This window comes from Cylindrospermopsis sp. CR12 (genome assembly GCF_001432185.1).
GTDB lineage: Bacteria > Cyanobacteriota > Cyanobacteriia > Cyanobacteriales > Nostocaceae > Raphidiopsis > Raphidiopsis raciborskii.
On sequence record NZ_LMVE01000132.1, the window covers coordinates 1 to 25911 of the forward strand.

General features: G+C 39.5%; 23 protein-coding genes. 15 read left to right on the forward strand and 8 right to left on the reverse strand.

Going from position 1 to position 25911, the window contains the following annotated elements; all coding sequences use genetic code 11:
* The coding region (locus ASL19_RS17190) for a calcium-binding protein (protein WP_161808613.1) at positions 1–1782 on the reverse strand (1782 nt) is incomplete at its 3' end.
* Positions 1783–2005: 223 nt separating this feature from the next.
* On the opposite strand from ASL19_RS17190, the gene dusB reads away from it, so the two are divergent.
* From dusB to ASL19_RS15280, 3 genes are all read left to right on the forward strand, one after another.
* Positions 2006–3028 (forward strand): tRNA dihydrouridine synthase DusB, encoded by a 1023-nt coding sequence (gene dusB, locus ASL19_RS15270; RefSeq protein WP_006278315.1) that lies wholly within the window; start codon positions 2006–2008, stop codon positions 3026–3028.
* 159 nt (positions 3029–3187) lie between these two features.
* Positions 3188–5881 carry an efflux RND transporter permease subunit gene (locus ASL19_RS15275; RefSeq protein ID WP_057178990.1) on the forward strand — a complete coding sequence of 898 codons (2694 nt, stop codon included), beginning with the start codon at positions 3188–3190 and terminating at the stop codon, positions 5879–5881.
* A gap of 18 nt (positions 5882–5899) precedes the next feature.
* Positions 5900–7138, forward strand: coding sequence for a hypothetical protein (locus ASL19_RS15280; protein ID WP_057178991.1), 1239 nt, complete (start codon positions 5900–5902; stop codon positions 7136–7138).
* On the opposite strand, the gene ASL19_RS15285 is transcribed toward ASL19_RS15280, so the two are convergent.
* The 3 genes from ASL19_RS15285 to gatA all read right to left on the reverse strand — a co-directional run bounded on the left by ASL19_RS15285 (position 7127) and on the right by gatA (position 10617).
* A complete protein-coding gene (locus ASL19_RS15285; RefSeq protein WP_057178992.1) occupies positions 7127–7804 on the reverse strand; it encodes a uracil-DNA glycosylase family protein in 678 nt (225 codons plus the stop codon). The genes ASL19_RS15280 and ASL19_RS15285 overlap by 12 nt on opposite strands.
* A gap of 31 nt (positions 7805–7835) precedes the next feature.
* Complete coding sequence (locus ASL19_RS15290; RefSeq protein ID WP_057178993.1) at positions 7836–8912, reverse strand: helix-turn-helix domain-containing protein; 1077 nt, start codon at positions 8910–8912, stop codon at positions 7836–7838.
* 244 nt (positions 8913–9156) lie between these two features.
* Positions 9157–10617 (reverse strand): Asp-tRNA(Asn)/Glu-tRNA(Gln) amidotransferase subunit GatA, encoded by a 1461-nt coding sequence (gene gatA, locus ASL19_RS15295; protein ID WP_057178994.1) that lies wholly within the window; start codon positions 10615–10617, stop codon positions 9157–9159.
* A gap of 365 nt (positions 10618–10982) precedes the next feature.
* Here gatA and rpmG point away from each other — a divergent pair, with 365 nt between their 5' ends.
* The 5 genes from rpmG to ASL19_RS15315 all read left to right on the forward strand — a co-directional run bounded on the left by rpmG (position 10983) and on the right by ASL19_RS15315 (position 15530).
* Positions 10983–11177: a 50S ribosomal protein L33 gene (rpmG, locus tag ASL19_RS17000; RefSeq protein ID WP_071985094.1), complete on the forward strand. Its 195-nt coding sequence runs from the start codon at positions 10983–10985 to the stop codon at positions 11175–11177.
* Positions 11178–11180: 3 nt separating this feature from the next.
* The gene (gene rpsR, locus ASL19_RS15300) at positions 11181–11396 is read left to right on the forward strand and encodes a 30S ribosomal protein S18 (RefSeq protein ID WP_057178995.1); all 216 of its coding nucleotides are present in this window, start codon (positions 11181–11183) and stop codon (positions 11394–11396) included.
* Between the two features lie 378 nt (positions 11397–11774).
* A complete protein-coding gene (locus tag ASL19_RS15305) occupies positions 11775–13829 on the forward strand; it encodes a ribonuclease catalytic domain-containing protein (protein ID WP_057178996.1) in 2055 nt (684 codons plus the stop codon).
* Positions 13830–13975: 146 nt separating this feature from the next.
* Complete coding sequence (gene radC, locus ASL19_RS15310) at positions 13976–14707, forward strand: DNA repair protein RadC (RefSeq protein WP_006278307.1); 732 nt, start codon at positions 13976–13978, stop codon at positions 14705–14707.
* A gap of 82 nt (positions 14708–14789) precedes the next feature.
* On the forward strand, positions 14790–15530 hold the full coding sequence (locus tag ASL19_RS15315) for an ABC transporter ATP-binding protein (RefSeq protein ID WP_006278306.1): 741 nt from the start codon (positions 14790–14792) through the stop codon (positions 15528–15530).
* A gap of 32 nt (positions 15531–15562) precedes the next feature.
* Here ASL19_RS15315 and ASL19_RS15320 read toward each other — a convergent pair whose 3' ends face one another.
* Positions 15563–15799, reverse strand: coding sequence for a hypothetical protein (locus ASL19_RS15320; RefSeq protein WP_057178997.1), 237 nt, complete (start codon positions 15797–15799; stop codon positions 15563–15565).
* 166 nt (positions 15800–15965) lie between these two features.
* Between ASL19_RS15320 and ASL19_RS18850 the strand changes: the two genes are divergently transcribed.
* The 6 genes from ASL19_RS18850 (at position 15966) to ASL19_RS15345 (ending at position 22122) form a co-directional block, all read left to right on the forward strand.
* On the forward strand, positions 15966–16088 hold the full coding sequence (locus tag ASL19_RS18850) for a hypothetical protein (protein ID WP_006278304.1): 123 nt from the start codon (positions 15966–15968) through the stop codon (positions 16086–16088).
* Positions 16089–16345: 257 nt separating this feature from the next.
* Entirely contained in the window at positions 16346–18259 is a 1914-nt protein-coding gene (locus ASL19_RS15325; protein WP_057178998.1) for a glycosyltransferase, read from the forward strand.
* A 3-nt stretch (positions 18260–18262) separates the two neighbouring features.
* Positions 18263–19411, forward strand: coding sequence for a UDP-galactopyranose mutase (gene glf, locus ASL19_RS15330; RefSeq protein WP_057178999.1), 1149 nt, complete (start codon positions 18263–18265; stop codon positions 19409–19411).
* Positions 19401–19715 (forward strand): hypothetical protein, encoded by a 315-nt coding sequence (locus ASL19_RS15335; protein WP_057179000.1) that lies wholly within the window; start codon positions 19401–19403, stop codon positions 19713–19715. The genes glf and ASL19_RS15335 overlap by 11 nt, the downstream gene beginning before the upstream one ends.
* Positions 19716–19754: 39 nt before the next feature.
* Complete coding sequence (locus tag ASL19_RS15340) at positions 19755–21146, forward strand: glycosyltransferase family 2 protein (protein ID WP_057179001.1); 1392 nt, start codon at positions 19755–19757, stop codon at positions 21144–21146.
* Between the two features lie 19 nt (positions 21147–21165).
* The gene (locus tag ASL19_RS15345) at positions 21166–22122 is read left to right on the forward strand and encodes a glycosyltransferase family 2 protein (protein WP_057179002.1); all 957 of its coding nucleotides are present in this window, start codon (positions 21166–21168) and stop codon (positions 22120–22122) included.
* Here the strand turns inward: ASL19_RS15345 and ASL19_RS15350 are convergent.
* Entirely contained in the window at positions 22119–23669 is a 1551-nt protein-coding gene (locus tag ASL19_RS15350) for an ATP-binding protein (protein ID WP_057179003.1), read from the reverse strand. The two genes, ASL19_RS15345 and ASL19_RS15350, sit on opposite strands and share 4 nt — an antisense overlap.
* Before the next feature lie 141 nt (positions 23670–23810).
* Here ASL19_RS15350 and ASL19_RS17005 point away from each other — a divergent pair, with 141 nt between their 5' ends.
* On the forward strand, positions 23811–23978 hold the full coding sequence (locus ASL19_RS17005) for a hypothetical protein (protein WP_200959893.1): 168 nt from the start codon (positions 23811–23813) through the stop codon (positions 23976–23978).
* On the opposite strand, the gene ASL19_RS15355 is transcribed toward ASL19_RS17005, so the two are convergent.
* Both ASL19_RS15355 and devC read right to left on the reverse strand, forming a co-directional pair.
* Positions 23975–24667 carry a DevA family ABC transporter ATP-binding protein gene (locus ASL19_RS15355; protein ID WP_057179004.1) on the reverse strand — a complete coding sequence of 231 codons (693 nt, stop codon included), beginning with the start codon at positions 24665–24667 and terminating at the stop codon, positions 23975–23977. The two genes, ASL19_RS17005 and ASL19_RS15355, sit on opposite strands and share 4 nt — an antisense overlap.
* A gap of 54 nt (positions 24668–24721) precedes the next feature.
* Entirely contained in the window at positions 24722–25894 is a 1173-nt protein-coding gene (gene devC / locus ASL19_RS15360; RefSeq protein ID WP_057179005.1) for an ABC transporter permease DevC, read from the reverse strand.
* Positions 25895–25911 lie beyond the last annotated feature (17 nt).

The following is a 25911-nucleotide window of genomic DNA, read 5'->3' on the forward strand; positions in this document are numbered from 1 at the left end:
TCTTAAATCCAATACTAAATCTACTTCTAAACTAGTTAGGTCTAGGCTTTGTAGCGTATCACTACCCTCTCCCCCGTCAATACTGTCCCCAGCTTTAGCACTGACTACTATGTCATCCCCTGTTCCCCCGTTAATAACCTGACGACCTGTGCCACCATCAATGGTATCGTTACCATGCCCACCCTCAATTTCATCGTCTCCCCCTTCCCCTTTCAGGATGTCGTTGCCATCTCCACCCCTGATGAGGTCATTGCCATCTCCTCCTGCAATATCATCATTTCCCTCACCCCCAATCAGCTTGTCATCTCCACCATAGCCCCTTAGGTAGTCTGCATAAGCTGTCCCCGTAATCTCAAATATGTCTATATTGCTATAGTTTACTAGTATCTCACGGCCCCACCCAGCGGATACAGGGCGATACGCTTCAAAACTATCTGCCCACATGTTAGTTACCCCATAGCCAGCGTAATTTAAATATCCAAAACTAGCACTGCTATAATCCGCAATTAGGGTGTCTATACCACCCCCACTATTAATACTGCCATTGCTTACTAATAAATTACCAGTAGCTATTATAGTATCATAACCACTGCCTAGGGTCACAGATGATATGCTCTCAAAATTGTTAATGCGGGTGTTATTATCTCCACTTATCTGTTCTGTGGCTCTTAAATCCAATACTAAATCTACTTCTAAACTAGTTAGGTCTAGGCTTTGTAGCGTATCACTACCCTCTCCCCCGTCAATACTGTCCCCAGCTTTAGCACTGACTACTATGTCATCCCCTGTTCCCCCGTTAATAACCTGACGACCTGTGCCACCATCAATGGTATCGTTACCATGCCCACCCTCAATTTCATCGTCTCCCCCTTCCCCTTTCAGGATGTCGTTGCCATCTCCACCCCTGATGAGGTCATTGCCATCTCCTCCTGCAATATCATCATTTCCTTCACCCCCAATTAGCTTATCATCTCCACTGTAGCCCCTTAGGTAGTCTGCATAAGCTGTCCCCGTAATCTCAAATATCTCTATATTGCTATAGTTTACCAATATCTCACGGTTCCAATTCCACAACCTAGGCAATAAAGCTTCAAAACTATCGGTATACATGTTAGTTACCCCATAGCCAGCGTAATTTAAATATCCAAAACTAGCACTGCTATAATCCGCAATTAGGGTGTCTATACCACCCCCACCATCATATGTATCGTTACTTACTAATGCGCTCCCTAACAATTCTAGCCTATCATTGCTGTTACTACCAGTGAAGGTTGCTTGCTCAATTTTAATCACTTCACCACCTAGAGCTATAACAGCAGAATCATCCTCTGCTCTTAGGTTTCTCAAACTCTCATCATCCAGAGTTTTACCCAAGACTAGGGCTGCAAAAATCTCTCCCTCATCACCTGGGGTATCTTTGGCATTCACCTGGGCATCAATGTGATGACCATATTCTTCTAACAGCACTAGCACTAAATCAGCAAGTTTAGCAGCTACCACAAACTGCTCTGACATATATATTTTATCTGTATCTATACTATATGCTCCTAAACTGATGCCCAGTACCTCCTGGTTGACTATCTCTACTAGCGGTAATGCTCCCTTATCTCCTAGTCTCCATTGAGTACGCAGTTCTTTTACCCGCAGCTGATTGTATGTTTGCCCAAAGGCTGTGTCAAATATTTTCCAAAAGTTGGACTGCCCGGCAAATTCTTGCAGGGTCTCAATTAGTGAGGTTAACGCATTATTTAATTTGTTCCTGACCTGATTTTGCTGACTCATTTTTTTATCCTCCCTGGCTAGTAAACTGCAAAATATCAACAATAGGTTTCTTCAACCTAACTTACGTTGGTCTTGTATTTAATTCCACCCACTTAAGTTTAGGAGAAATGCGATCGCCTGCACATGATTCCGGAAAAAGAGCGATCGCTTGCGGTTTTGATATAGTGGAGTAAGATACCCTGTAGGATTAACGAATGCGCTCTTCCCATTTTCTATCCCTCCCATGCTTTCCCCTGATCTAAAATCTCGCCTTTCTCAACCTTTAAAAATCGGCTCCTTTGAGGTTAAAAGCCGGGTTCTACAGTCCCCCTTGTCTGGGGTGACGGATTTAGTGTTTCGTCGCTTGGTGCGTCGCTATGCGCCGGATTCCATGATGTACACTGAAATGGTTAATGCTACGGGTTTACATTATGTTAAACAACTACCCAAAATCATGGAGGTGGACCCTAATGAGCGCCCTATTAGTATTCAGTTATTTGATTGTCGTCCTGATTTTTTAGCAGAAGCAGCAGTGAAAGCAGTAGCAGAGGGTGCAGACACTGTGGATATTAATATGGGCTGTCCGGTGAATAAAATCACTAAAAATGGTGGCGGGTCATCTTTATTACGACAACCAGAGGTAGCAGAAGCTATTGTGAGGGAAGTGGTCAAAGCGGTAAATGTCCCGGTTACGGTGAAAACTCGTATTGGCTGGAGTGATAAAGAAATTACTATTCTAGATTTTGCCAAACGGATGGAAGATGCGGGGGCAAAAATGATTACTGTCCATGGTAGAACTCGTGCCCAGGGTTATAATGGTAATGCTCGTTGGGAATGGATAGCTAAGGTTAAACAAATACTTTCTATTCCAGTGATTGCTAATGGGGATATTTTTTCTGTTGCTGCTGCTGTTAAATGTTTGGCAGAAACTGGAGCAGATGGTGTAATGTGCTCCCGTGGAACTTTGGGATACCCCTTTCTAGTAGGTGAGGTGGATCATTTTTTAAAAACTGGGGAATTATTACCTCCCCCTACTCCCACTCAACGCCTAGAATGTGCTAGAGAACATTTGTATGCTTTGTGGGAATATAAGGGCGATCGCGGGGTACGTCAAGCTCGTAAACATCTTACCTGGTATGCGAAAGATTTTATGGGAGCAGCAGACTTACGAGGGAAGTTAAGCACTATAGAAACTGTACAACAGGGGTTAGACCTAATTGATAAAGCTATAGAAGGTCTCAGAATCCTACCGCTCATTAATGTCTAACCAAACCACTCAGACCTTAACAATCTGGGTAGGTGGGGTGAGCGTGCATGACTCCCCGATAAATCTGGGGTATTCTCGCGGGTTAAGATAAATTTTGAACGAATGATCGGTGGTTTAATGTAATATAGCTAGATGATTGTCCTAGCTACATAACTCCCAATGGTAAAAAATAACTACTCAAAATCCGCACGGGAGATTTTTAATATCTCCAGGTGGGCGATTAAATTTTCATGGCTGACGGTATGCTTCTGGATTGGGGTAACAGCAGCAGGCCTGTTAGCTTTTAGTTCCCTAAAATACGCACTTTTCCCAGATATTACTTTCCCTGTGGTTGTGGTAAATGCTCAAGCACCAATCACCTCAGCTATAGAAACAGAAGAAAAGTTAACTAAACCAATAGAAGCAAGTTTAAAATCTATACCAGGAATTGATAATATTCGTTCTTCTACATATCCAGGACAAAGTGCTATTAGCCTTTTATTTGCAGTTGGCACAAATTTAGAAGGTTCTACTCAAAAAACTACAAGTGTACTCAAGGGCGTAAAACTACCAGCAGGAGCAAGTTATAAAATTATTCCCTTGAATCTAAATGAGTCCTCAGTGGTAAGTTATGCCATTGAAAGTGAATCTAAAAACCTAGATGACTTGCATCAACTGGCAAAAACAAAAATTGTACCGACAATTGAAAACCTAGCGGGGGTACTCAAGGTCTCACTATTGGGCGCTGCACCAAAATCCGCTTTACCGAACACTAGCAGCTTAATTTCAGACAATGGAAATTTAATCAGATTTAATGGCAAAGATGTATTAGCATTTCAGGTGGTAAAACGTGGAGATGCCAATACCTTAGAAGTAGTAGATAAAGTGGAACAAGAAGTCAACAAGCTACGCTCTAGTCTGAAAAGTGTCACATTCACTCTAGCAGCTACTCAAGCAGACTATATTCGCGAAGCTACCCAATCAACTATAAATGCGTTAATAGAAGCTATCATCCTAGCAGTTGTGGTCATTTTTCCCTTTTTATGGAGTTGGCGAGCTACTTTAATTTCTGCTTTAGCAATTCCCATATCTTTACTAGCTACATTGATTGTGATGGCCTATTTTGGCTTTAACTTAGAAACAATTACCTTGTTAGCTTTAGCTTTAATCATTGGTAGTGTAATTGATGATGCTATTATTGATGTAGAAAACATACTACGTCATATTCAAAATGGTCAAAGTTCAAAAGAAGCGGCACACTCAGCTACTGATGAAATCGGTCTAACAGTAGTAGCAGCAACTGCTACAGCTATAGCTGTTTTCTTACCCATTGGTTTAATGGGGGGTGTGGTTGGACAATTTTTCAAACCGTTCGGAATTACTGTTTCTGCAGCTTATATTGCTTCTACATTGGTAGCGCGTACTCTCTCACCGGTATTATCCATTTACTGGCTTAAACCGCCTAAAAAAAGTTACTCCCTGGGACCAATGAGAGGTAAAAAACAGGATTTATTATCAAGTTTGACGAATGTGGGGGACTATGTTAACCAATCCTATGCCAATTTACTGTACTGGTCTCTCAATCACCGAAAAATTGTCATCCTATTGGCTATACTGAGTTTTGTGGCCGGTCTTGCTATTATCCCGTTTATTCCCAAAGGTTTTATACCCAAGTTAGACCGAGGTGAGTTTAATATTAGCTATACTGCACCACTACCAAAAATCCCTGATTTGTCAGCATTACAGCAGTTAAGAACTGCTCAGGATCCTACCGAACCCCTAATTGCCCTCCCTAATCCGCTTCAAGATTCCCTAACAGTGGCAAAAAAACTGGAAGCAGTTGTGAGAAAATACCCAGATGTAGAAACAGTATTTACTACAGTTGGTTCCCGTGGAGGTGAGCCCAATAAGGGCAATCTTTATGTGAAATTAAAAAAAGACCGCCAGCTGAAAACTGCCCAACTACAGGATCAATTACGACAAACTTTACCTAAAATTCCTGGTGTAAATACTAGTGTGGAAGATATTCAATTTGTAGATACTGGAGGAGATAAGCCATTACAAGTGGCCCTGCGCGGCAACGATTTAGCAACTTTAAGTTCAGTATCTAAAAAGATTAAAGAACGTATTATTAACCTACCCGGATTTGCTGATGTGACGGTGACGGGAGATGGCAATCCAAGGAACCAAGTTTTGCAAATCGAACGACTTAATCAGCAGCGAGTGGTCTATATCAGTGCTAATCTGGGTGGCAATTTAACTCTTGGTGATGCTACTGATAGAATTGTGACGGAAGCCAAATCTCTTTTACCTGCTGGTGTAACTCTAGATTTAGGAGGAGACTCTGCTAGACAAAATGAGGTGGTGGGTAGTTTTGTGTCAACCTTACTCTTATCAGCTTTGTGTATTATTCTGGTCTTGGTTTTATTGTTCAAAAGTTGGGTAGATCCTCTGGTTATTGGTGCTTCCTTACCTTTGGCATTAGTAGGAGCTATGTTGGCCTTATTATTCACTAAGAGTGATTTTGGTATGATCTCTCTAATCGGATTTGTGTTTTTGCTAGGACAGGCAAATAAAAATGCAATTTTGTTGGTAGATTATATCAACCAACTACGCCGAGCTGGAATGAAACGCACACAAGCTATTTTGCAAGCAGCACCTGTCAGACTTAGACCAATTATGATTACTACTTTTTCCACCATTTTGGGAATGTTACCTATTGCTTTGGGCTTTGGTGCAGGATCTGAGTTACGATCCCCCATGGCAATTGCGATCGCTGGAGGTTTGGTTACTTCTACTATTCTCAGTCTAGTTGTTGTACCAGTTGTTTATGCCATTTTAGATGATTGGTTTCCCAGGAAGAGTATGAATTGAACTACCAGAACTAAAGATATGACTGATATTCTAATTCTTTCTAATGGACCAGGAGAAGTAACAACTTGGGTACGTCCTGTGGTCATAGCTCTCAGAGAACAATTGGGCAATGATATTTCTCAGGTGAGAATTTCTGTGATTTTATCACCCTGTCCCCATGCTACTGGTAAGGAAGCTAGGATCGCTAAGTCCTATCCACAGGTGAATAGGGTTCAAGCTCCTGAACACTTCTGGGAGTTTGTATTCACGGGCAAAACTGCGGAAAATTGGGATTGGCGTAAAAAAGGTGTGGTGATATTTCTGGGGGGAGATCAGGTTTTCTCTGTAATTGTTGGCAGAAGGTTGGGATACAAAACCCTAGTTTATGCGGAATGGGAAGCTAGATGGCATGGTCTAATTGACTGTTTTGCAGTTATGAACTCCCAGGTGATGAAAAATGTTTCACCCAAGCATATTCATAAGTTTCATGTTGTGGGCGACTTGATGTTAGAAGCTGCTAATAAGGATTATGTAACTTCAAAGTCCCCTAGTTTAGATACTGGAACCCCCTTGGTTGGACTTTTGCCCGGATCCAAACCTGCTAAGTTGACTCAGGGTGTGCCCCTAGAATTAGCTATAGCCGAATATATTTATGCTAAAAGACCCCATACCAAGTTTTTTATACCCGTAGCACCGACTCTAGATTTACTGACCTTGGCCAGTTTTGCCAATCCTCAAAAAAACAAGTTTGCCCAATCCTTTGGTTTTCAAGGTGCATACTTAAAGGATAATTATCTAGAAACTTCTGAGGGGTTAATGGTAGAATTGACTCAAGAAAACCCCGCTTATCACTTGTTATCTTCCTGTGCTATTTGTTTAACTACGGTGGGAGCAAACACTGCTGAACTGGGAGCTTTAGGTGTACCAATGATTGTGTTATTACCTACCCAACAATTAGATGCTATGCGCTCTTGGGATGGTCTACCGGGACTGCTGGCAAATTTACCCGTTGTGGGTTCCAGTTTGGCAAAATTGATTAATTGGTGGTTCCTCCGAAATAAGGGTTTACTGGCCTGGCCTAATATTTGGGCGGGGCGAGAAATTGTCCCGGAATTGGTTGGTAACTTGGCACCTCACGCGGTGGGAGAAATGGTTTTAGACCTGTTAGAAAATCCTCTCAAATTGGCTCAAATGAAACACCAATTACTAACAACTAGGGGTGAAAGTGGCGCTGCGAAACGTTTGGCCCAGCTGGTAGGGACTTTGTTATCTGCTTGATATTTGATCATATCTGTTTCTGATTTGTTGTATGTCTTGCCACATTAACCACTTGGGGGACCCTTGCTCTTTAGAAGGGTTACGTAATAGATAGGAAGGATGAAAAATGGGCATACATAAGCGTCCTTCCCATTCTAACCACTGCCCGCGAATTTTCGTAATTGGCAGCTTGCTACCTGTAACCCCTTTTACAGCAGTAGCACCTGTTAATAAAATGATTTTTGGATCAATCAGGCGGATTTGTTCTAATAGGTACGGTCTACAAGCATCACTTTCCTCTGAAGTAGGAACTCGGTTTTCCGGTGGACGACATTTGACAATGTTGCATATATACACATCCTGCTCTGTGGTCAAATTCACGGATGCCAGGATTTTATCTAACAACTGTCCAGATTTACCCACAAATGGCAAGCCAGTTTCATCTTCATGTTGTCCTGGTGCTTCGCCAATAATCATGATTTTAGCTTGTGGGTTTCCCCTTCCTACCACTGCATGAGTGCGATTTTTACCCAGTCCACACCGATGACAATTTTCACAGTGGAGTGTTAACTCGTTCACATTTACATAGGTTCCCACGGGAACGGGAATTTTGGCATCAGTGGGAATCAGCCCCTTTTGGTCAAGGACTGATTCGTTAAATAGACTTAGTTGGGTGTCGCTGTTCATGAAGATGGCTTTCAACTGTTCCTGGTAGTTTCTATAGCGCCTCGGGTGGGGAAATTTGAGGACCGAAACAACTTCCTATTTTACCATGCTGTATGGGACTTTGATGATTAACATTTGTGGCTTTTTCACCTGACCCACATGATGATGACAAGGAAGGATTAATTGATTGGAAATTTTTGATCCCTTGATTATTTGCCTGTTCGTACATCATGGATAACCCACCTAGAGCACTAGCTACAAGAGCTGTATACCCCAAATATAAGTGAGTCGAACTAAGTTCCATGTTCAATGATCGAGAAGGCTTTTTATTTTTATACCAAGATGGTAGAATTGATTTACAATTGTCGCTTATGGGCAAAGAATTAGCCAAATTAGCTCCATTTAATCCCAAAGCATTACCCATAATTCTAATGAAGCCCCGAATTAACACATCTTCGGGCAATTTTTCCACCTCCCCATTTTCCACTGCTGCCATCTGATTTGGTGATATATAAGTATACATAGTTAGTTTATGTAGGGTTAACCCTTGAGATTCCCTAGCTTTTTTCAGTTGTGCACCTATTTGACGTAAGGCTTCTAATCTCTCTTCCTCCGCTTTTTTTGCAACTAGTTGACTTTTGGAAAGTTTTTGATTTTGCCATGGCCACTTTTTGAATGTTTTTTGTGGATCCGGTTTGTTTTCGCCTTTCACCCTGTCTGGTTTTTGCTCGCTTTTTGGTTTTGGACTCGGATCATTTGGCTGTGATCTATTTTCCAAAACTTGTTCAGATATCTTAACCGTTTGATTGCTGAGTTCTTTTATATCATTACTATCAGTAGAATCATTTTTGCTACTGTCCGTGCTAGTAGCGGATTGTTTGGTGACAAATCGCTCAAAAGTTAGCGCGATCGCTTCTCTACTAATAGCTTGTATTAACTTATTAAAATTAGTGAGCTGTTCATGAGATATGTCAAATAGTTTCTGTGCTTTATCCACAACCGCACGGTAAGCATGGCTATGATACAGCTGGGATTCTACCTCTTTAAGCAGCGATCGCAATTCTTCCTTACTGATTGGCTCAGTGGGATGCCCGGGAACATTTAGGGAGTAAGCAGATGCGGTAGTCATGATTTGAATCTCTTAGTTTTTTTTGTGAGAACATTACTTTTATACTGTTTATTCTGGGATTAATGGTCACATCAGGATTTTTATCCCTAGGGTCTTAAGTTAAGTAAGTGGGTGGAATTAAATATAAGATGAACGTAGGTTGGGTTGAAGTGTGAAACCCAACACCCGCCATCGCCAACCCGTCCTACAAATAATTGTGCCTCCCTACTTAGGTCAATTAAGACTCCCGATAAAATGACTGTAATTATTCGGATATCATGGCAGTTTTTAAATGCCAGTTATTTGACTGCTCATAGGCGTAGGCTACCTGAAAAAGTTGATCCTCCCTTAGCACCTTCCCAATTAATTGCATTCCAATTGGTAAACCCTTGCTATCAAAACCACAGGGCACGCTAATTGCAGGCAATCCAGCTAGATTAACAGGAATAGTCATTAGGTCATTGAGATACATACTTAAAGGGTCTGTTATTTTTTCCCCAGCTTTAAATGCTGTGGTTGGTGCTGTGGGGGTTAGTAGAACATCAACTTTAGTAAATGCCTGTTCAAAATCTTCCTTTATCAAAGTACGAACCTTTTGGGCTTTTAAGTAATAAGCATCATAATAGCCTGCACTTAAAGCATAAGTACCAATCATAATTCGTCGTTTAACTTCTGGTCCAAATCCTATGGCACGGGTGCGGTTATACATGGATAACAAATTATCCGGATCCTGGGCGCGAATCCCATATTTCACACCATCATAACGAGCAAGGTTGGCTGATGCTTCTGACGGAGCAATGATGTAGTAACTGGGAACCCCATAGCGGAAACGAGGACAGGAGATTTCCTGGATTTCTACCCCTAAATCTCTTAATTGGGCGATCGCCTGGTTGACTGCTGAGGAAACCTCCTCATCTAGACCCTCACCAAAGGTTTCCCTAATTACCCCCACTTTGAGTTTTTTCTCTTTTAAATCCGGGGTTAAATTGGCAGTGTAATCGGGAATTTCCACTTTTAAACTGGTGGAGTCGTGAGGATCATAACCGGCGATCGCATTTAACAAAATTGCTGCATCTTCCACGGTTCTACCAAAAGGACCTATTTGATCCAAAGAAGAAGCATAAGCAACCAATCCGTAGCGAGAAACCAGTCCATAAGTAGGTTTCATCCCTACCACACCACAAAAAGAAGCTGGTTGACGGATTGATCCTCCCGTGTCCGAACCCAGGGATACCACACATTCTGCTGCTGCTACTGCTGCTGCTGAACCTCCGGAGGAACCACCGGGAACTGTGGATATATCCCAAGGGTTAGCAGTGGTTTGATAGGCGGAATTTTCCGTAGAACTCCCCATGGCAAACTCATCCAAATTAGTCTTTCCTACTGTCACTGCTCCCATCTGATTTAACTTTTGAGTTACCGTTGACTCATAAGGGGGGATAAACCCTTCCAGAATTTTTGACCCGCAGGTGGTGACAATACCTTTGGTACATAGGTTATCTTTCACACCAATAGGTATGCCCGCCAAAATGCTAATTTCTTCCCCTGAAGCAATCTTACCATCTACATTACCAGCTTGTGCTAAAGCATGTTCCGCAGTAATATTCAAAAAACTGTGTAGCTTTGGTTCTAAAAGGTGAATCCGTTCTAGGTAGTCTTGGACAATTTCAATAGCGGAACGTTCTTTACTGACTAGCTGTTGGTGTAATTGGCGAATGGATGGCATAGATAAATAAATAAAGTAATCAATAATTTTCTTTGGTCTTGTTAAGCTGACCAGTCTGGAGACCCATTGTAATTTCCCGACTGTAACATATATTTTTTCCAAAGTTGAGTAACTCTTCAAAAATTTTCCACAAACCTGGTGTGGATCACCTTTAAATATATTAAATACAAATTGAAGAGAATAAATTCGCTTTAGCTATTGTATCTTGACTAATGAACACCAAGGAATTAATATTTAAAAAGGCATTAGTTAAGCATTGTGGCTATTTGTGGAAAAAGTTGAGCGAGTAGTTGAAAAAATGCGGCTATATGTGAGAAGATAGTTATTTGTGTTAAATTCCTCCCGGCTTTACTGTTTGTAAAATTATGGCTAAGAGCAAAGGTGCCCGCATAATAGTGACACTAGAATGCACCGAGTGTCGAACAAATCCAGACAAGCGTTCTCCAGGCGTTTCTCGCTATACTAGCACCAAGAATCGTCGGAACACGACCAGTCGGTTAGAGCTGAAAAAGTTCTGCCCCCATTGTAATAAGCATACTGTTCACAAGGAAATTAAGTAAAAAATGAGCTATTATCGTCGTCGTCTGTCACCTATTAAACCAGGAGAACCCATAGACTATAAAGATGTTGAGTTACTGCGTAAATTCATGACAGAACGTGGTAAGATCCTACCAAGAAGGATTACTGGGTTGACATCTCAGCAACAACGGCAATTAACTTTGGCGATTAAACGAGCCCGCATTCTAGCCCTGTTGCCATTTATCAATGCCGAAGGGTAAAGCTGTTGGGTGATTTTACCGCGCTGAGAATACAAGCCGTGCTTCTAGGAGGGCCTTTCCTGGGAAACAGGCTTGTTATTTTGAGTGAACCAGTGTATAGTATATAAATAGTTGGCATGAGGCGTGGGCAAGACCTTAAGCGGATGGTAAGCAATCGTAAGACTACTTAGGTAGCAAGTTTCTAACTAAAAGTTCAAGGTCAAGCCTCTAGTCAGATGTTTATAAGCCGTTAGAACGTAATATGGTCAAGTTATACTAAGTTATATAAGTTTAGATAGCTTTATCCACAAACAAACAAGCGGCAGCTGTTAGTCCAGTCAAATTGCCTAATCGAGTGTTAAGATATAGAATTTAAAATTACTAGAAAGTAAGAAGGTTGTGGAGAAGGGGACGCTGGTTGAATTTAGGGTTCAAGGCGATCGCCGACTGGGAGTGGTAGATCGTCCAGACGGTAAGACTCGTTGGTTTGTAGTGGATGAAAGGGGTCAATCCCACAGCCTGGCACCCCGACAAATAACCTATATCATTAGTAACGGAGAGGGTTATAAGTCAACACAGATTCCCAGGTTTTTGGAGCAGGTTGAACCGTACTTAGATCCATCTAGTCTAGAGGTAGCCTGGGAATTGTTGGTAGCTGAGGGAGAAAGTGTCACCCCCAGTCAAATGGCAAATCTACTGTTTTCTGAGACCTTACCATACCAGTGTTATGCCGCCCATTGCTTACTATCGGATGACAAACTATTTTTCAAGCAAAAGGGAGAAGTTTATGAACCGCGTAGTGCTTCCCAGGTAGCAGAAAGAAAACACCAGATAGAAGTAGAAACCCAAAAAGCTCAAGGACAACAGGAATTTTTACTCCGAGTAGAACGGGCACTCAAAGGTGACACAGTAGAATGGCAAAAGTCTGACCGTCAACGTTTAGATGCCCTGGAAAAATATGCTACTTTAGTAGCCGATATTATACGTATGGGGGTAAATTCGGAATCTTTGGTGCGTAACTATCCACCTCCAGGTTCCGTATTAGAAACTATGAATATGCTGGGACGTTCTGCAACTCCCCCAGCAGCTTTGCAATTACTGGTCGACCTAGGGTGGTGGAGTCCCCATGAAAACCTATTCCTGCGTCGTTCCTCAATTCCCATTCAGTTCCCTAGCAAAATATTAGAAGTGGCGCAAGAAATTTTGGATTCCCCACCAGCGGATTTAGATGTTAACCGGTTAGACCTCAAGCATCTTAAAGTCTACACTATTGATGATGAAAGCACTACAGAAATAGATGATGGTTTAAGTTGTGAATTGCTGGAGGATGGAAGACAACGGGTCTGGATACATATTGCTGATCCCACCCGGTGGTTAATACCAGAAGACGAGCTAGATCTAGAGGCCAGGAGACGGGGTAGTACGGTTTACCTACCCACAGGAATGATCCCCATGTTTCCAGAAGTGTTGGCCACAGGTCCCATGAGTCTGATACAGGGAAGGCTTTGTTGTTCCCTCAGCTTCAGCGTAATTCTAGATGATAGTGGTGGGGTTGCAGAGTATAGTATTCATCCCTGCTTAATTAAACCTACCTATCGCCTGACCTACGAAGATGTAGATGAAATGCTAGATTTGGCAGTGCAAGCAGAACCAGAAATTCAAGCGATCGCCGGTTTAGCACAGAAAAGGAAAACCTGGAGGAACAACCAGGGAGCAATCAGTATTACTATGCCAGAAGCGATGATCAAAGTCAAAAATGATGAGATCAGCATAGACATATTGGATGAGTCCCCATCTCGACAATTAGTGGCGGAAATGATGATTTTAGCGGGAGAAGTAGCAGCACGTTATGCTAAAAGCCATAATATTCCCCTACCCTTTCGTGGTCAACCTCAACCGGAACTACCACCGGAAGAGGAATTACTGCAACTCCCTCCAGGGTTTGTGAGATTTTGCGCTCTACGTCGATGTATGCCAAAAAGCGAGATGAGCACAACCCCCCTACGTCATGCAGGTTTAGGACTAGACACTTATACTCAGGCTACTTCCCCTATTCGTCGTTACAGCGACTTACTCACCCACTTTCAACTCAAAGCCCATTTAAGGGGTGAAGAACCACCTTTTTCTGCTGAACAAATCAGAGAGGTGATGATGACTGTGAGCAATACCACCCAAGAATTAACCATGGTAGAACGGCAAACCAACAGATACTACGCCTTAGAATACCTACGTCGTCATCTAGAACAAGTATGGGAGGTGATAGTTTTGATGTGGTTAAGGGAAGATAGTAATCTGGCATTGATTTTATTTGAGGATCTAGGTTTACAACTACCAATGATGTTTAAGCGCTCTGTAAAATTAGGTGAAAGGGTATTAGTCAAGGTAGCTCTTGCAGACCCGCAAAAAGATATCATCCAGTTTCAAGAAATAGTGTATCAAGACGTTGTAAATTAAGTCTTGTCCATACTATTACGTATAATCCAAGTAGAGGAGATGCAAATTTGATTGATTAGCCCTAGAAAATCTGACGATGGATATTTTGGGTTAGTAGGTTGTAAAATAGCCCTAAGTTTTTGTCACACAACCGTACAATCACTGATATGACCTATTGTCTGAGAATAAGTGACCTACCAGAAAATGAGCGTCCGAGGGAAAGACTAATTACCCATGGGGCGAAGGTTTTAGCTACTGCGGAACTGATTGCCATTCTACTAGGAACAGGACAAGGTCCTGGTAAACTATCCGCCGTAGGTTTGGGTCAACACATACTACAAGAACTGGGAAAAGATCAAGGGGATCCCCTAGCTGCTTTGCGGGATGCTACCCCTGCTCAGTTGACTGAAATTCACGGTGTGGGATCTGCAAAGGCCACATCGATTCTAGCTGCGGTGGAACTAGGAAAAAGAGTTTTTCTATCTCGTCCTGCGGAGGGAGCGATTATTGACAGTCCCATAGCAGCTGCGGCTACCCTGAGTCAAGACTTAATGTGGCAAAGTCAAGAAAAATTTGCAGTTTTACTATTAGACGTGAAAAATCGGTTTTTAGGAACGAAAATAATTACCATTGGTACTGCAACTGAAACCTTAGCGTCTCCCCGGGACATTTTTCGAGAGGTAATTCGACACGGTGCAACACGTATGATCATTGCCCATAATCATCCTTCGGGTAATTTAGAGCCTAGCCAAGCAGATATAGACTTGACCAGACAATTGCTATCAGGCGCACAGCTGTTAAATATTCCCATATTAGACCATCTGATATTGGGTAATGGCAATCATCAAAGTTTGCGAGAGATTACTAGTCTTTGGGATGATTTCCCCCAGGAGAATTAGTGGGTCTTTAGGATATGATTATGTCATCCCTGGCGTGGATTTATCTTCCAGCTAGGTGAAATCAATTTATGTACTTATTGTAATGGAAGTAATTCAGCTTAACCAAGTTTCCCTGTGGAGAAGAACACAAGAAGAGTTTTCCTACGATTTAAAAAGAACCCTACTTTCCATTGTGGAAGGTAAATATCGTAAACCCGTGAAAAAATTAGTTTTAGATAATATAAATTTAGTTGTAAAACAAGGGGAGAAAATTGGAATTATTGGTGCTAATGGTTCTGGGAAATCAACACTTTTAAAAATCATTTGTGGCATTTTGCAACCCACCCAGGGCAAGGTACGTATCAATGGCAAAATAGCACCTTTAATCGAATTAGGCGCGGGTTTTGATCCTGATATTTCCGTTATGGATAATATTGTACTTTACGGAGTATTATTAGGATTTTCTAGATCGGAAATGAAAGCAAGAGCATATTCAATTTTAGAATTTGCCGAATTGCAAGATTATGCTTTAGTTCCCGTTAAAGGATTATCCTCTGGGATGGTAGCAAGGTTGGGTTTTGCTATTGCTACGGATGTACAACCAGACATTCTAATTTTAGATGAAGTCTTATCTGTGGGAGATGAAAGATTTAAGCATAAATGTCAACAGCGGATTGAAAGATTTTGGAATGCGGATGCAACAGTTTTAGTGGTCTCCCATGATTTAGAGTTTGTTAAACATTCTTGTCAAAGAATAATTTGGTTAGATCATGGACAGATAAAATATATGGGTGATGGACAGCATGCTGTTCAGTCTTATTTAACTGGTACAGGAGGATTGTAACTCATGGGAAGACCCACGAGTTAGCGAGGAAACTAATTAATCACAATATGTCTTACCAGAATACTCATAACCTCCCCAGGGTTACCAGTTGGCGTGAGATCACTCCAATCAGTTGCATTGGCATAACCAAGCACGTGTAGATAGTGAATCGTACTAATAACCGCCTTTTTCGAGCCAATCAATAGGTGTTTTAGCGGTTCCCGGTGACCAGCTTGTGAAACCACCCTAGAGTCATCAACATTGCTGATAAAGTTTCTGGTGTGTGCCATAATTTATGTGCCTCCATGTTGGGGTGTAAGGTGATCAGAGGTTTCCGCCAAGAAATAGAGATCACCTTACTTTTTCCTAATTATAAAACTATTTGAACAGACATGCAAGTAGTTTATAGAAAATAATTAATAATTTTTGTAAAATTTTTCGACTTGTCAAGCATAAATGAAAAATGCCAGAATCTGGCACTCCCTAATGGGAGATCGCCAAGCACCCCGGTTAGGTAGAGAAAACTCAATATATCCCGTGGGTTTGTTGGGTTTCGTTCCTCAACCCAACCTACAATGACCTGCGATAAGACTGCGCTTTTAGATCGGGAATTGATTCCCGGTCTCCCCCACAGACTTAATTGGGGAATTAATGTACTTCAACACTATGATGGAAAACTAGAGTCAAAAATGGTTAAAGATTACGATTAATACATAATATTGACTTTTTAATTAAGTGTTTATTCGGTTTGCATCTTGATTATTGATTTGCCATAACAGTACAAACAGGATATTCACAAGGATGTGTTTATCCTTTAGATAAAGAACAAAAAATTTATGGTTAATCAACTGGAATTGCCCTCTCTCCATCAGATTCCTCGCCAGAAAATAGAGAACCATCATCTGCAAAATATTATTTTTCCCACAACTACTATTTGTACAGTTGAAGAATTATTTTTTAGGAATAATGACCAGGTAATCTTTAACTATGAGCATCAAATCCTGGAGTTAAAACCGGGTAATCTTGTTAGTTTAGACACATATTTTAATGGTTTTTATGTGGATAATTGGCGAGAATATACTAGTTTAGTAGATATAAATGTCAGTTTAAAGTTTCAAGGTACTGGCAAAGTGAGTCTTTATAACATTGACAGATTAGGTGAAACTAAAACCCTCTTGGCACAAAAAATAATCAAGACTAACACAACCAAGGAATTGGAGGAAATCCTAGTTTTTAAAAATCTGGATATATCATCCTATACGGGAATGATATATTTAGAAATCCTGGCTCTAGAAATGTGTCAGATTAGTCACGGTCACTTTTCAACTTCCGAGCAACCCAAGCAACAGGTAAAAATAGCACTGGTAATTTGTACTTACAAAAGAGAAAAGTATATTCAGAAAAATATTCAATTATTAGGATCACATCTCTCAGAAAATCCCCAATATAGAAATCAATTAGAAGTATGGATCATTGATAATGGTAGAACATTAAATATAGAAGATATTAAAGATATCAATAATAACCTAAAAATTCACCTTATACCTAATAAAAATGCAGGAGGGAGTGGTGGTTTTGCCAGAGGAATGCTGGAAGTAATTGAAAATTCAAATCAGTTCTCTCATATTCTGCTGATGGATGATGACATTCTCTTTCACCCAGAAATTTTTAACAGAGTCTGGGTTTTCTTGAGTTTATGCCATGGAAAATATGCAAAAGAAATTTGTCTTGGCAGTAGTATGTTAAGACTAGATAAGAAATATATACAGCATGAAAAAGGAGCATACTGGAACAGAAGTCAAGGTTTTGTACCCGTCAAGCAGAATATGGACTTAAGGAAATTAAAAGATACCTTGTTCAATGAAGTAGATGAGTATATTGATTACAGTGGTTGGTGGTTTTTTTGTTTTCCGGTTCACATAATCAAAGAGCATGGACTACCATATCCATTTTTTATCAAGGTAGACGATGTAGAATTTTGTCGAAGAATTGGTAAAAAAATCATCATTTTAAATGGTATAAGTGTATGGCATGAACCATTTGAAAATAAAAAAAATCCATCTATTGAATATTACTATTTCCGAAATAGTATGATTTACCATAGTCTATATTTTGAACAAGAATTTAGTAGAATAAAAGCAATCAAATGGTTTTTAAAACCCTTGTTAAGGGAACTATTTTGCTATAGATATGAAACAGCAAAAAGTATTATCAAAGCCACCGTAGATTTCCTCAAAGGTCCCCATGCTTTAGTTGCTAACCATCCCGAAGAAAAGCATAAACAAGTCTGTCAATCTGAGGAAAAAACCAGTAGAAATCCAGACCTATGCTTTGTGTATAAAAAATATTGGGAAAGTGTAGAAAAGACCGAAAGTAAATTACATAGGTTTTGGAGACTTTTAACCCTTAATGGTCATCTTTTACCCGATTGGTTATTTTTTGAGGATGACACATTGAGCGATAAGGGATATAGTATTGTGCCATCTAATAATGGTAGACCCTTAAATACCTTTAGGGTGAAAAAAGTTTTATATTACAACTTAACAACACAGGAAGGATTCATAGTTAAATTTTGCCGGAGAGAATTTTTTAGAATTTTTATATCGGCTTTGTGGTTGGCATTATTAATGATGATTCAACTAGAAAGAACTAAACGGCAATATATAGACTCATTTACTAAATTTACCAGTCCTAATTTCTGGGAAACTTATCTAGAAATAGCCCCACAGTCATCTAAATATGGAGAATAAATTATGTATGACAGAATGTTTGATTTTCTGATTGTTGGAGCTGGTTTTGCTGGTTGCACTCTAGCAAATTGTATAGCTACACAGCTGGATCGTAAAGTTTTGGTAATTGATACTCGTCATCATATTGGTGGTAATGCTTTTGATTGTTATGATAATGCGGGGGTATTAATTCATAAATATGGAGCGCATATTTTTCATACCAATAGTAAAAAAATCATTGATTACCTTTCCCAATTTACTCAATGGCGAGTTTATCAACATCAAGTTTTAGCCAGAGTTGATGGTGATTTATATCCAATTCCTATTAACTTAAATACAATCAACAAAATGTATGGTTTAAATCTTAATAATGAAGAAGTTGCAGATTTTTATGAACAAATTAAGCAAAAATATGACAGAATTGAAAATTCAGAACAAGCTGTAATCAGTAAGGTCGGAAATGATTTATATGAGAAGTTTTTTAAAAACTATACTTATAAACAATGGAATTTATGGCCTCACCAATTAGATGCTTCTGTGTGCGCTCGTATCCCCGTGAGAACAAATAAAGATAACCGTTATTTTGGCGATAAATATCAGTTAATGCCACTACATGGTTATACAAAAATGTTTGAAAATATGTTGGCACATCCCAATATTAAGATTATGCTCAATACAAGCTTTCAAGATGTGGAAAAGTGGTTAAAATTTGACCATTTAATTTATACAGGACCAATTGATCAGTTTTTCGATTACAAATTTGGTCAACTTCCCTATCGTTCCTTACGCTTTGAATTTGAAACTCACGATGTTGAATATTTTCAACCTGTTGCTGTTGTCAATTATCCCAATGATTATGACTTTACAAGAATAGTAGAATCTAAACATATCACGGGACAAAAACACCCGAAAACTACCATTTATTATGAATATCCCCAATCGGAGGGAGACCCATATTATCCCATACCTCGTCCAGAAAATCGTGATTTATTTGAACAATATAAAACTGCTGCAGATAAACTGGCATCAGTAACTTTTGTTGGTAGGTTAGCACAGTACCAATATTACAACATGGATCAGGTGGTTGCTGCTGCTCTCACAGTTTTTGAAAACCGCATTAGTCAACTTTCTTATTATCCTCTTATTACAGGTAAAATCTCTCATGGAAACTAGAATTAACGCTCAAATACAAAGCCAGAATTTATGGGATGGTGCCACTCTCATAGATATCATGCGTAAACAAGCAATTGAATATGATTTTAATAAGGGTAGAATGGTTATTAATTCTATTTTATTAGCTGATAAAACAGAAGTAAACAACCGAGGTTTTTTATTAGATAAAATCAGAGATTATGGTTGTGCATACCAAGGATGGAATCTTTACGCTCCTTATGAGGGCGTTGGGTTTCGTTCCTCAACCCAACCTACGTTCATGTTTAATTCCACTCACCCACTTATCCTATTTATCTTTACATAGTTTGGTCTTTTAACGCCAACTTACCTTAGTCTATGATTTATGAAAATCACTAAAGTCGCTGCTATTATTGTCACATGGAACAAACGTAAGGATGTTTGTGCGGTAATTAAAGACATAGAAAGTCTAGATTTACAGAACATATCTTTGGATATTTTTGTGGTTGATAATGCTTCACAGGATGGAACCCAGAATTATCTTGAACTCCATTATCCACATATCAAAGTTTTACAAACCGGAAAAAACCTTGGTGGTTCTGGTGGTTTTTCCCAAGGGATGAATTTTGTCAGTAACCTTGATTATCAATACATTTGGTTACTTGATAATGATGTACGGTTAGCTCCTTATGCTTTAGTCCCTTTAGTGGAAACTTTAAACACATATGCGGAAGTGGGGTTGGTAGGATCTCAAATTAGGAAGTTAGATAATCCAGATATTGTTCAAGAAATAGGGAGTTATATTCACGAACCCAAAGCCCACTTGCAAACCTATTTAGGTAATTCACCGGTTCAATCTCCAGCAGAAATTTTAAACAGTAAGAATTATCTCACTGTAGATATTTGTGCTGCTGCTTCACTATTATTCAGAAGGGAAATTATTCACCAAATAGGCGTTTTTGAAAACTATTTTTTACACTTTGATGACGTAGAATGGTGTTTGAGAGCTAAACAATTTGGTTGGGTGATTGCTGCTCATCCCGCATCGATTATTTGGCACTGTTCACCGGATTTTAAACAGCGTCCTTGGATTAGTTATTATGATGAACGCAATCTCCTCTATTGTTGGCACAAACACAGACCAGATCTCTTATTAAGACGCTTGAGAATATTATTTCCTAAGTTGGTTTATTATTCCTTAACTGGACGCCATTTTTGGGCATTAATTCATTTGCAAGCTATGACGGACTTCCTGAACCTCATTCAAGGTGAAATGCCCAATTTGTTATCAAGTTTTACTTTAGGAGAAATTTTACCTCATAATGGACAGGTATTAATACAAGATTCTATCTATCAACATATTTGCGATTTTTTAGATGTTAAGCAAGAGCAAAAATTTACTCTCTGGTATCCACCTAACAAATATAATAAGTTATGGGCTTGGGTTTATTTATCATTTATATCTTGTTTTTCTAAACCCGTAGACTTAGCAATTGTCAGCTACTGGAACCCAAATTTTTATTATCTTTTTTTGTCTAAACAACTTTATTTCTTTACCGGTAACGGTTATGTGAAATCCCAGATTTGTTTCACCCAAATTATATTGGATAGTCTGGGAGTAGTGTATGGGTTTTTAAAAATATACCTACGGATGACTCACTTGGTTAAAAAATCTGACAAATCTTTTAATAAGCTGGTTATCTCAAATCTACTTCACCCCTTTTGGGTAAATAAGGTAAAAAAATTGTTGTTGATAATTTCAACTATTTATAGTTAATCTGTCATGAGGGATAATTATGTCAAGTCCAGAATTAGTATCTATAGTTATTTGCACTCTCAACCGTTGTTGTTCTTTGGAAAAAACTCTCAAGTCGTTAAATCAGATTAATTATCGATATTTTGAAGTTATTATTATAGACTCCTCTGATGATGAAAGTACCCGAAAAATGGTGGATGACCTGAAAATGGATTTGGATTTTCCCATTCAAATATTCCGCTCCTCTGTCAAAAACATCAGCGTCTCTAGAAATATGGGCACACAAAAATCATCTGGCAAAATAGTTGCTTTTATTGATGATGACGCAATTCCCCAAAGAGATTGGTTAGATAAGTTACTTACTACATATACTTTAAAAGGCGATAAATGTGCTGGAGTCGGTGGGAGTGTAAAAGATATGACTAAAGCCGATCTTCCTTGGCAATATTATCAGGGTATTACTAATGTTATGAGTCATACTATTCCCATTCGTTTAGGAAAGGTGCCCAACCATAATCAATCCCAGGGTTTTTGGTACAATGGAATGATGGGAACAAATTCATCCTACCGTAAAGAACTGCTGGAAAAAATCAACGGTTATGATGAGTTTTTTGACTATTTTTTGGATGAAACTGATGTTTGCTTACGATTAATTCAAGCTGGTTATGAAATTCACTACTGCGATACAATTGTACATCATTATCCTCAACCCAGCCATAACCGTTATGATCAAAAGCATCTGACCTGTTGGTACTCATTGGCAAAAAATACGACTTATTTCGCTTTAAAGCATGGCTATAATAAAATGCCATCCTGGATATTTATATTACGTTTGAGTTCATTGTTAATTTATCGCTGTTTACTCAGAATATTACGCTTAAAATTCAGTCACAATCTGAATAATCACATTCTATTAGATTATATTAAGCAGGCAATTAAAGGTATATATCTGGGGTGGAGTTATGGTGTTAATACGTCTGTTCACTCCTCGAATTAACCACGAATGACAGTAATACACCTCCCAGCAGGACTAACTACTTCTTGAGTAGTTGTGCGATCGCCTATAGGAGGTAGGTTAGGACGGCGATCGAAAATGACTAGCCATCCAGTTTCCAGGTTTAGTCCAGCAAGGTACTTATCCAATTGTTTCAGTCCTTGACTGAGAGGGTCTTTTCGTTTTGGATGCCAAACTTTCAGTTCTATCCCCATTACCACTTTACCATAACGTAAACAAATATCCATTCTTCCCGAACCAATAGCATATTCCCGTTCTAACCTACCACCACCATTAACCACCCGGTGTAAAAAAGCCATTAGCACTAAATGGGGAGCAATTTCTGGATAGGGGGTGCTTTTCAGTAAGGGTTCTCCGTGTTGTCGCCAAAATTCCAAAAATACTTGTAATAATTTATCAGGCAATAATTCGCCTTGATCACTAAGCCAGTTGGGTTCTATCACCCCTATGGAAGAACGAGTAGTATATGTTAGCACTCTGGGAATAACTTCCCGATAGATGGGATTGGCAATTTCTAACCCCTGATCATTTTTATCCTGACAAAGTCCTAAATCCAGAACGTAGCGAATATCATCTGATGGAACATCTGGTAATTCCTCCCCAGCTAAAATTGGCTCTATAATAGTTCTGACTCTGGGTTCCCGCAGTCTTTCCGCAAGACTATCCAAATGGGTGTCTTGTCGCTGAATCAGAATTTCCTTGGCTTCTTCTATAACTTCAACGGTAATGGGTTGGTTAATGTCCTTCACCACATCTTCCGTAGCTTGACGAGCTAAAGCATTAACCAACCATGGTTGTCCATCGGTTAAATAAAAGGAATATTCCAGAGCTTCTGGTGTGAAAACCTGTCCTGTAGCTGTTGTATGTTGTTCATAAAGAGTCTTTACATCTGTAAAAGTGAAGTTACCCATAGTTAAAGACTCCACCTTAATATTAAAAGGACTTGCCGTATTCAGGCGATCGCCCCCACCGGATTTAACTTTATAGTCCCGTATATCTCGCATACCAATTAAACCTAAAGAATGGGGAAATCCCTGAGGGCGGTTAGGATAACCTGAGCGCAGTTGACGGAGGATGGAAATTAAGGTTTCATCGCTTAGTGCATCGATTTCATCTAAAAAAAACACTAAGGGACGAGGAGAGGTTACTGCCCAATTACTTAAGAATATGCTTAATTGTGAGCTGTTATCAACAGCAGGCCATCGGGTGGGTTGTAGTTCTGATGGTAGACGAAAACAAATGGATTGTTGCCATTCGGTTAAAATAGCTCCCTGCGCTGCTACAGGATCATGAGGGAACGCAGCACCTACTTCAGCAGAAAGCATAACAGCAGTATATTTTCCACCTTCGGTTAATTCTTGGGCTAAGGCCAACATAGCAGTAGTTTTACCCACCTGACGAGGAGCATGAATAACAAAGTAATTTTGTCTATCAATTAGAGTACGCACTTTAGGAAGGCGTTCCGTAGGAGGTAACATGTAGTGAATATCTGATTTACATGGACCTGCTGTGTTGAACCATTTATTCATAGTTGATTTTTATAGATCTTTGACATTCGTGCGATCGCATAAGTAGGGAGGCACAATTACTTGTAGGATGGGTTGAACTATGAAACCTGTCCTACGTTCATCTTATATTTAATTCCACTGATTTGCACAGCCAAAAAGATAATGTGTTTAGCACCAGAAACCCGCAAAGCCAAAATAGTCAAAGAGGTATTATATGGGGATATTTCTTCCAAATGTCCAGCTTCAATCTTACATCGTCAACCACAGGCCAGCTTGTTTTTAGATCTCAACTCTGCTAGAGAAATCTCTCTTGAATCCTCCAACACCTAATTATCAAGCTGAGTAAGTTTACCATCTTCCATTTGAATAATGCGATCGGCAATATCCAAAATACGATTATCATGGGTGACAATTAAAATGGCACAGTTTTGTTCTCTGGCTAATTCCTGCATGATATTGACCACATCTCGACCGGATTTACTATCTAAAGCTGCTGTAGGTTCGTCTGCTAAAACTAATTTAGGGTGACTAACTAAAGCACGTGCAATAGCAACTCTTTGTTTTTGTCCTCCCGACAGATCCTCAGGATAATAATTAATCCTGTTACCTAATTTTACGGACTCAAGGATGGATTGGGATTGCATTCTAGCTTGACCTTGAGGAATATGGGTCTGTAATTCCAAAGACATTTGTACATTTTCTCTAGCTGTTAAAAAGTCTAACAAATTATGTCCTTGAAAAATATAACCTATTTGACGACGTACTTGGACTAACTTCCCGTTTCTAACTCCACATAATTCCTCTCCCAGAAATTTTAAACTTCCTTCTTGAACAGAACGTAAACCACCAATCAAGGTTAGTAGGGTGGTCTTTCCCGATCCGGAAGGACCTGTCATAATCACAATTTCACCAGCGTCAATTCTTAAATTAATGTCAAATAATATCTGGTTCTTTAATTTGGGTTTACCAAAATACTGATTTAAGCCCTCAATTTCTATGATGGGGTTTGAACTTTTCATATTTCCTCCGACTTGGGAAACAACTTTAGACAACTGTGAGAGATGTTAATGTTTTTAAAAAATATCAGCCGGATCTAACTTTCGTAGTTTGTTAGTGGAGAAAAAACCTGAAGTTAAACACATAACCACAGCAGAGATAAATACAATAAATGCTTTATCACCATCCATGACAATGGGTAATTGGGTAGCATTTTTGGCTATGTCGTAAAGTCCTAAAGAGATAGCAAATCCAGGAATGTATCCCAAACCTGCTAAAATTAGAGCCTGTTGAAAAACAACTCTGAGGAGATATTTGTTTTTAAATCCCATGGCTTTGAGGGTAGCAAATTCAATCAAATGGCTGGATATATTACTATAAAGAATTTGGTAAACAACTATGACACCAACCACAAAACCCATAATTACCATCAAGTTAAATACAAAACCGATAGGTGTTCTTAAAGTCCAATAATTTTTTTCAAATTCGATGAAGTCATGACGGTTCATAACCATCACATCTTCGGGTAAGTTAGCTGATAGTTCACCTAATACCCTTTGGGAATCAGCACCAGGTCTTAGATGAATTAACCCTATATCTATTTGATTGGCATTGCGCTCTCGAAAAACTCGCATGAAAGTAGAATCGCTGACAATTAAATTCCCATCAACCCCAAAAGATGGACCAAGACTAAATAAACCACTTACCCTAACTTTATAACCTATTAACCCCAGATAACTGAATATCTCCATGCTGACAGGTTTATTTTGGCTATAGTGTTGGGCAATTGGACCAAACTCAGGACGAGCAGCACGGTCAAAAAATACCTGATCTGGTATTTGGAGTAATTTAAAATCTTGTTGTATTTCTGGCAACTTAAATATTGATTTAACCGGATCAAATCCCAGCACATAAATGGGATATTTCCGCCCAGTTAACGGATTTTTTAACTTAGCAAACTGTACATATAGGGGATCAACTGACTCTACATCCTTAAAACCCAGGGTTTGATATAAACGACTGCGAGGAAAACTTTGGTTAGAAGTTAAGGATTTATATTGAGCACTAATCAAAAATAAATCTCCTTCGATATTCTTATGCAATTGTGTGGCACTAGCATACAGTGCATCTTGAAACCCAATTTGCATAAACATTAAAACAGCAACAAAGGAAATTCCTGCTAGAGCTACAAGAAACCGAACTTTTTGTTTAGCCAGTTGTAGCCAAGCCAGAGGAATATTTAGGATCATTTTGAAGACCTCTTAAT

Coding starts and splice junctions, on each gene's coding strand:
- dusB (WP_006278315.1), top strand. CDS start 2,006: ATGCTTTCCCCTGATCTAAAATCTCGCCTTTCTCAACCTTTAAAAATC.
- ASL19_RS15275 (WP_057178990.1), top strand. CDS start 3,188: ATGGTAAAAAATAACTACTCAAAATCCGCACGGGAGATTTTTAATATC.
- ASL19_RS15280 (WP_057178991.1), top strand. CDS start 5,900: ATGACTGATATTCTAATTCTTTCTAATGGACCAGGAGAAGTAACAACT.
- ASL19_RS15285 (WP_057178992.1), bottom strand. CDS start 7,804: ATGAACAGCGACACCCAACTAAGTCTATTTAACGAATCAGTCCTTGAC.
- ASL19_RS15290 (WP_057178993.1), bottom strand. CDS start 8,912: ATGACTACCGCATCTGCTTACTCCCTAAATGTTCCCGGGCATCCCACT.
- gatA (WP_057178994.1), bottom strand. CDS start 10,617: ATGCCATCCATTCGCCAATTACACCAACAGCTAGTCAGTAAAGAACGT.
- rpmG (WP_071985094.1), top strand. CDS start 10,983: ATGGCTAAGAGCAAAGGTGCCCGCATAATAGTGACACTAGAATGCACC.
- rpsR (WP_057178995.1), top strand. CDS start 11,181: ATGAGCTATTATCGTCGTCGTCTGTCACCTATTAAACCAGGAGAACCC.
- radC (WP_006278307.1), top strand. CDS start 13,976: ATGACCTATTGTCTGAGAATAAGTGACCTACCAGAAAATGAGCGTCCG.
- ASL19_RS15315 (WP_006278306.1), top strand. CDS start 14,790: ATGGAAGTAATTCAGCTTAACCAAGTTTCCCTGTGGAGAAGAACACAA.
- ASL19_RS15320 (WP_057178997.1), bottom strand. CDS start 15,799: ATGGCACACACCAGAAACTTTATCAGCAATGTTGATGACTCTAGGGTG.
- ASL19_RS18850 (WP_006278304.1), top strand. CDS start 15,966: ATGAAAAATGCCAGAATCTGGCACTCCCTAATGGGAGATCGCCAAGCA.
- ASL19_RS15325 (WP_057178998.1), top strand. CDS start 16,346: ATGGTTAATCAACTGGAATTGCCCTCTCTCCATCAGATTCCTCGCCAG.
- glf (WP_057178999.1), top strand. CDS start 18,263: ATGTATGACAGAATGTTTGATTTTCTGATTGTTGGAGCTGGTTTTGCT.
- ASL19_RS15335 (WP_057179000.1), top strand. CDS start 19,401: ATGGAAACTAGAATTAACGCTCAAATACAAAGCCAGAATTTATGGGAT.
- ASL19_RS15340 (WP_057179001.1), top strand. CDS start 19,755: ATGAAAATCACTAAAGTCGCTGCTATTATTGTCACATGGAACAAACGT.
- ASL19_RS15345 (WP_057179002.1), top strand. CDS start 21,166: ATGTCAAGTCCAGAATTAGTATCTATAGTTATTTGCACTCTCAACCGT.
- ASL19_RS15350 (WP_057179003.1), bottom strand. CDS start 23,669: ATGAATAAATGGTTCAACACAGCAGGTCCATGTAAATCAGATATTCAC.
- ASL19_RS17005 (WP_200959893.1), top strand. CDS start 23,811: ATGTGTTTAGCACCAGAAACCCGCAAAGCCAAAATAGTCAAAGAGGTA.
- ASL19_RS15355 (WP_057179004.1), bottom strand. CDS start 24,667: ATGAAAAGTTCAAACCCCATCATAGAAATTGAGGGCTTAAATCAGTAT.
- devC (WP_057179005.1), bottom strand. CDS start 25,894: ATGATCCTAAATATTCCTCTGGCTTGGCTACAACTGGCTAAACAAAAA.